Below are 6,957 nucleotides of genomic sequence, written 5' to 3'. Positions count from 1 at the left end.
TTTTCTGGAAAAGCTCGTACCTCATGGCCGATGTCTCGTTCCGCTGCTTTTCTTTGAGCTGCCATATCTTGTCCGTCTGCTCCTTGCTGAGATTGAGGTTTGAGCCAGGGCCATAACCATATCCTCCATGCATCAGCGCCGGTCCGCCAACTCCGCCATATCCCGCCGGCCCCGATCCGGGTCCAAAGGCAAATACCGTTGCAGCCAGTGCCACGAAGAGCACCACCAACATTCCTACATGCATCTTTTTCATTGTAACCTCCTGTAAAGATTTTTTCAAACACTATCCCCTATAAAGCAATATGTGTGCCAGAAGGATAATGTGTCATAACTATATGTTATTATTAATAATATATTTTACAGGAGGAAAATTGCCTCAACAAAAGGGCAATAAATGTCGAAGTTGTTTGGTGCTGCTCGACGATATTGTCGAAAACCGGAGAGGCAGCCGAGAGCGGAGAGCTAAGAGCTAAGAGTAAAAGCCAACAGAGTAAGCAGTAAGGAGTAGGCAGCAAAAGATTTTTGTGCATACTGCTTACTTATCTTGCTCAAGAATGGGTTATTATAGGTCCAATAGGTCGTATAGGACCTATATTCAGATTCTCACCTTCTGCTCTTCTCACCCTCTCACCTTCTGCTCTTTACTCTTCGCTCTCTGCTCCAAGCTCTCCGCTGCCTTATCGTTGTGCCTTTTTTTATACCGTTTACCCCAAGAAATGTGATATATTTACAGGCTATTTCATCTCTCACGCATAGGAGCAGTACCATGATTGACGAAAGAATTGTGACCAAAGCTATTATCGAGCGCTATACGGAAAAACTTCTTTCCTGTCTCGAGATCGATGTGGCTGTCTGCGGTGCGGGCCCGTCAGGGCTTGTGGCCGCTTATTACCTTGCCAAAAAGGGATTGAAGACAGTGATATTTGAGAGAAAGCTTTCCATCGGCGGCGGCATGTGGGGTGGAGGCATGATGTTTAACGAGATCGTTGTCCAGGATGAGGGAAAAGCGATACTGGATGAGATGGGTATTGCTGCGAAGCAATATAAAAAGGGATACCACGTGGCAGACGCCGTTGAGTGTGTAAGCGGGCTTACATACAGGGCGATGAAGGCAGGGGCAAAGATATTCAACCTTATCAGCGTTGAAGACTTAGTGGTGAGAAAAGAAAAGGTCGCGGGCGTTGTGATCAACTGGACGGCCGTTGAGATGGCATCCCTTCACGTAGATCCCCTTACGATCATGTCGAAATTTGTTGTCGATTCCACGGGCCATCCCTTAGAAGTTGTCAGGGTGCTCGAACGGAAGATGAACGTGCGGCTCAATACCCCTTCAGGAAAGGTGGAGGGAGAGAGGTCCATGTGGGCAGACGTTGCGGAGACGACAACCCTCGAGAACACACAAGAGGTTTTTCCCGGTCTGTATGTCGCGGGCATGAGCGCCAACGCCACCTTTGGCTCTTACAGGATGGGGCCCATCTTCGGCGGTATGCTCCTGTCGGGCAGGAAGGTTGCCGAGCTTATCGCGAAAAGGATCAAATGAAAAACATCCTTACCATTGCAGGGTATGACCCCACGTCCGGCGCGGGCGTCACGCGTGACATAGACACCTTCTTCTCCTTTGGTTTCCACGGTATATCCGTACCGACATGCACCGTTGTGCAGGGTCCAAAAGGGGTAACGGATGTACACGCGACACCACCCGATCAGTTCAGGCAGATGCTTGATATGATAAACGACGGACTGCCGGTTGACGGCGTGAAGATCGGCGTGGTGTTTGACCAGTGGTATGTTGATGAGATTGCAAGATTTCTCAGGAAGAAGAAAGGGATACCGGTTGTCGTTGATCCTGTCTTTGCGGCCAAGAACAACAGGGAGCTTATCACCGGCGCAGGCATGAGAAGGCTCGTCGGTTCCGTTTTCCCGGCGGCGCATATCGTCACCCCGAACATCGAAGAGGCGTCCATCCTGATGGGAAAACAGGTCCGCAGCGTGCAGGACATGAAGGTGTCTGCGAAGATACTCGTTGATTCAGGCATCAACGCCGTTATCATAAAAGGGGGGCATCTCAAGGGTGAACCGACAGATATCCTCTATGATGGAAAAGAGTTTGTTGAATGGAAGAAAAAGCGGATAGAACGGGTGATCCATGGCACGGGATGTTCCTTTTCATCATCGGTCCTGTCATACCTCGTTAACGATTATCCCATGAAGGAGGCCTTCTTGGCTGCCGAGCAATATACCGAAAGGCTGCTCAAGGAAAGTTACCGGATAGATGCCGATGGCTATTTCTATACCTCTTCCGGGATTGCGAACAGCAAAGCAGCGCAAAAATGGGAGATCCTTAACAGCCTGCGAAGGGCTTCAAAACGTTTATTGCAGCTCAATTGCATTGAACTCGTTCCGGAAGTCCAGATGAATATAGGATATGCGATCATGAACGCCGGAGGCATCGAGGATATCGCAGCCTTCCCGGGGAGGATCGGCAAACGCGGCGACGGTATATATTTCAGGGGCGATCCTGAATTCGGCGCCTCATCCCATGTAGCGAGACTTATCCTCACATATATGCGCCATTACCCGTACGTACGTACCTGCGTGAACATACGGTACGATAAAGCGATCCTGGCAAGGGCGAAAGAACGCAATATGTACGTTGTTTTTTTTGATAGAAAGAAAGAACCGTCGAAGGTCAGAGGGGCCGAAGGCAAAAGCCTTGATTACCTTGTCGACATAATCTTAAGGAGGGTCAAGAGACCGCCCGATATTATCTATGACAAGGGGGATACCGGCAAAGAACCGATCATACGGCTTTTCGCCCGGGACCCTCAGGAACTTACTGAAAAGATGGAGATGATAAGACCATGAACAATCAATTAACGGCAGCACGGCAAGGGAAGATCACAAAGATAATGGAACGTGTCGCAAAGGACGAGGGTATAGACAGGAATCTTTTGCGTGAGAACATAGCCTCCGGCAAGGCTACAATCCTGGCCAACAACAGGCACAAAAATTTTACACCGAAAGGTGTGGGGAAAGGCCTGTGCGTCAAGGTAAATGCGAACCTGGGGACGTCCCCGGAAAGGTCCGGCCTCAAGGAAGAGCTTGAGAAATTAAAGATGGCACGGGAAGCAGGGGCCGATACGGTGATGGACCTCAGCACCGGCGGCAACCTTGATGAGATCCGCAAGGTGATCATATCGGAGGCACAGATACCTATTGGTACTGTCCCTATCTATCAAGCCGCCGTTGAGGCAGTGAAAAAGAGAAAGACCATCACAAAGATGGACCCCGATGAGATCTTCGAGGTGATAGAAAAGCACGGCATGGACGGCGTTGACTTTGTTACGGTCCACTGCGGGGTGACGCAGCGTTCAGTCGAACGACTGAAAAAGCAGGGAAGGATCACTGATATCGTCAGCCGGGGCGGGGCATTCATCGCGGAGTGGATGATCGTCAATAAGAAGGAGAATCCCCTCTACGAACACTTCGACCGTCTCGTCGGGATCGCACGTAAGTACGACATGACACTGAGCCTCGGCGACGGCCTGAGGCCGGGATGCATCGCGGATGCCACCGACAGGGGCCAGGTCGAAGAGCTCATTATCCTCGGTGAGCTCTGCGCAGAGGCGCTCAAAAACGGCGTCCAGGTGATGATCGAAGGACCGGGTCACGTCCCGATCAACCAGATAGAGGCGAATATCGTCCTCCAGAAGAGGCTCTGCAATGAAGCCCCCTTTTATGTCCTTGGTCCCATAGTAACCGATATAGCGCCAGGTTACGATCACATTACATCGGCAATCGGCGGGGCACTTGCAGGTTATTACGGCGCCGACTTCCTCTGCTATGTGACACCGTCAGAGCACCTGGGATTACCATCGCCGAAAGATGTCAGGGATGGCGTAATCGTTACGAAGATCGCGGCGCATGCCGCGGATCTGGCCAGGGGCAATGAAAAGGCCTTCCAGCTTGACAAGGCCATGTCAATGTACCGGAAGGCGCTTGACTGGAAAGGTCAGATCAAATGCGCCATCGACCCTGATAAGATCAGGGAGTTCCGGAAAGAGAGGAACCTGAAAGACGACGTATGCAGCATGTGCGGCGAATATTGTTCCATGAAGCTCATGAAGGATTATCTGAAAAAGTAGATGGGCATTAACTCCGAATGGCAGTTTGAAGTCCTCACCGTTTCAGAGATCACGTCTTCCATAAAACAGTTTATCAGCGGCAGGTTCCGGAACGTCTGCGTCGAAGGCGAGGTCTCGAACGCAAAGCTCTACCCCTCGGGACATCTCTACTTTACCCTGAAGGATGATATGGCCATGATGAAGGCCGTTGCATTCAATTACCGGGCGAGGTTCGCAGAAGGCACAATGATCCGCGACGGCGACCTCATCGTCTGCGAAGGCAGGATAGACGTTTACGAAAAGAGGGGGGAATACCAGCTCATCGTGAGCAACATCATCGCGCAGGGGAACCAGGGGGTCCTCTATGCGAGATTTCTTGCATTGAAAGAAAAACTGTTCAGGGAGGGGCTCTTCGACGAGGGCAGAAAAAGACCCCTGCCGTTTTTGCCTGACACGATCGGGATCGTTACATCGCCCGCCGGTGCGGCAGTGCGGGATATGCTGAAGGTCATATACAACAAATTCCCCAATATGGGCGTCCTGATCTATCCTGTAAAGGTGCAGGGGGATGAAGCCGCATCCGAGATCGTTGAAGGTATTGAATATCTCAACGCAGCCGGTGAGGTTGACGTCATCATTACCGGCAGGGGGGGCGGCTCTCTCGAAGACCTTGCTCCCTTCAATGATGAAAGGGTGGCGCGGGCAATCCATGTGTCTAAGATCCCCGTCGTTTCCGCAGTCGGCCATGAGATAGATTTTACAATTGCGGACTTTGTGGCAGACGTAAGGGCCCCGACACCGACCGCAGGGGCAGATATGGTTGTACAGGACAAAAGGGAATTGCTCAATGTCATCGAAGGGATGCACGATCTCCTTCTCCAGCGTATTGCCGAACGGCTCGAAAGATCGAGGTCCCTCCTGTATCAGGGAATGATGGAACTTCGGGAGAGAAGGGATTTTTTTATTTCATCGAGGATGTACCTTGACGAACTTTCGAACAACCTTATCCATGGTTTCCCGAATTATTTCAGGGACAGGAAGACAGCCGTAGAATCCCTCGCGCAGAGGCTGCAGGACCTTAACCCGGAGAGCATACTCAGGCGGGGTTACAGTATAACCATGAAAAGCGATACCAGGAATGTCGTTTACAACTCTGATGAGGTGACCTCAGGCGAGAAGCTGAATATCAGGCTCCACAAAGGCGAGATCGGGGTAGCGGTGAAGGAGAAAAGATCATAGGTGAACCGGATGCTGGATGCTCGATACTGGTAGCTGGTAAAAACCATGTAAGGCGTAAAAGGGAGAGTGAGAAATAGTATATAGTAAACTACAAAAAATCCTTGCGATATACGATATACGAACTACGATATACTATCCTTAGAGGCTGTCTCCTGTTATCTTGAGCCGCATCGTCATTTCTTTCAGGATCGACAGGACGATCTTGGGATTCTCTTTCAGAATGGCATCAAAATTGTCGTGAGAGATGCTCACAAGCTGCGTATCGGGCTCTGCGGCTACTGCTGTGGCCGTTCTTGGCGTGTTCACGAGCATTGCCATCTCGCCAAAGTATTCATCCTTTTTCATGATCCGTATGATCTGGTCTTTCTTGCAGATATTCACCGTACCGGCTATCACGTAAAACATGCTGCCCCCCGGCTCGCCTTCCCGGAAGATAATATCGCCCGAATCATAGCGCCTGATAAACTTTTTTATAAGATTTTTCGGTCTTTTTTGAATACCCGCTTCTTTGAGAAAAAGTCCTTTCAGCAGAAGGGCGTCCCTCTTCCAGAAGTGTACCATGATCTCAGCGCCGAAGAGGATCACGAGAAAACAATAATATACCCATATAATCATGAAGAACATTGTCTTGAGAGAGCCGAAGGCAAGACCATAATTAGGATTGGACTGTACAAAGGTGGAGAAGAGGTCTCTCATGGAGATGATGAGGATGGCCGAAACAAAGGAGGCTGTAATAAGCCGTCCTATCTTCAGTTTGACCGGCAGGAACGTCTTGTAGAAGATTACCATACAGAACGTCGCCACAGCCAGAGAGATAAAGATATTGAACAGGATAAAAAGGTAGCCACCCTTGAAGACAGCGTGGGATAGATAATAGTAGATTATTTCTCCTGCTACGAGGAAGAAAAAAAGGACCAGAATGGTACAGGCAGAAAGGGCGTTCGCATATATGGTTTTGAGGAAGGACGGGTCGCTGTCTATGCTGAAGATCTTCAGGAAAGCGGTCCTGAGCGAGTCCGTAAGAGACATTATTGATACAAAGACGAATCCCAGGGTAATAACCAGCCAGGCCATCTTATACTGTGTTGAAAAAAAGAACTCCTTTGAGATAAATGTTTTGAGGAGCGGGAAAAGGTGCCCTATGAGGCCCTCGATACCGCTTGTTACGGATTGTGACAGGATCGCATAATTTCCAAGAAGGTAAGAAACAAAAAAGAGCAGGGGTATGACGGAGAAAAAGCCGTATGTAGCCAGCGCGGCCGACATCTCAAAATTGTTATTTTTCAAAAATGACTGGATCGATTCTTTTATGATGATCAGGGTGATCCCGGAGGATTGTTTGATTCGTTCGCTTCGCATGATCCCTTTGTTTCTTTAGAAAGAACATTGTTATTATATCAAAAATACCGTTCATATCATCAAAAAAAGGGGCAAGCCCTTATATTCTATAGCCCGTTCTCGAGCGAGAGGGGGAGGCTCCGGCAGCTTTGCTGCTGGAGGGGGCGACGCAAGCCATGGGAATATATCCAGCTCACGCAGTGAGCGAGAGGGGGAGGCTCCGGCAGCTTTGCTGCTGGAGGGGGCGACGCAAGCC

At 49.9% G+C, this 6,957-nt stretch carries 6 protein-coding genes; 4 read left to right on the top strand and 2 right to left on the bottom strand.

The window, feature by feature from the left end; all coding sequences use genetic code 11:
• The coding region (locus PHU49_12405) for a hypothetical protein (GenBank protein ID MDD5244810.1) at positions 1-253 on the bottom strand (253 nt) is incomplete at its 3' end.
• 513 nt (positions 254-766) lie between these two features.
• Between PHU49_12405 and PHU49_12400 the strand changes: the two genes are divergently transcribed.
• From PHU49_12400 to xseA, 4 genes are read left to right on the top strand one after another with little or no spacing between them, the layout of a single operon-like run.
• Positions 767-1,540: a sulfide-dependent adenosine diphosphate thiazole synthase gene (locus PHU49_12400; GenBank protein ID MDD5244809.1), complete on the top strand. Its 774-nt coding sequence runs from the start codon at positions 767-769 to the stop codon at positions 1,538-1,540.
• Positions 1,537-2,865 carry a PfkB family carbohydrate kinase gene (locus PHU49_12395; protein MDD5244808.1) on the top strand — a complete coding sequence of 443 codons (1,329 nt, stop codon included), beginning with the start codon at positions 1,537-1,539 and terminating at the stop codon, positions 2,863-2,865. Before PHU49_12400 ends, PHU49_12395 begins: the two co-directional genes overlap by 4 nt.
• Complete coding sequence (gene thiC, locus PHU49_12390) at positions 2,862-4,145, top strand: phosphomethylpyrimidine synthase ThiC (protein ID MDD5244807.1); 1,284 nt, start codon at positions 2,862-2,864, stop codon at positions 4,143-4,145. Before PHU49_12395 ends, thiC begins: the two co-directional genes overlap by 4 nt.
• Positions 4,146-5,363: an exodeoxyribonuclease VII large subunit gene (gene xseA, locus PHU49_12385; GenBank protein MDD5244806.1), complete on the top strand. Its 1,218-nt coding sequence runs from the start codon at positions 4,146-4,148 to the stop codon at positions 5,361-5,363.
• A 138-nt stretch (positions 5,364-5,501) separates the two neighbouring features.
• Here the strand turns inward: xseA and PHU49_12380 are convergent, their stop codons facing one another.
• Positions 5,502-6,722, bottom strand: coding sequence for a YhjD/YihY/BrkB family envelope integrity protein (locus PHU49_12380; GenBank protein ID MDD5244805.1), 1,221 nt, complete (start codon positions 6,720-6,722; stop codon positions 5,502-5,504).
• Between the last annotated feature and the right edge of the window lie 235 nt (positions 6,723-6,957).

Source organism: Syntrophorhabdaceae bacterium (genome assembly GCA_028713955.1).
Classification (GTDB): domain Bacteria; phylum Desulfobacterota; class Syntrophorhabdia; order Syntrophorhabdales; family Syntrophorhabdaceae; genus UBA5609.
The sequence above is the reverse complement of the archived record's forward strand: the minus strand, read 5'-3'. Positions and strand labels throughout refer to the sequence as shown.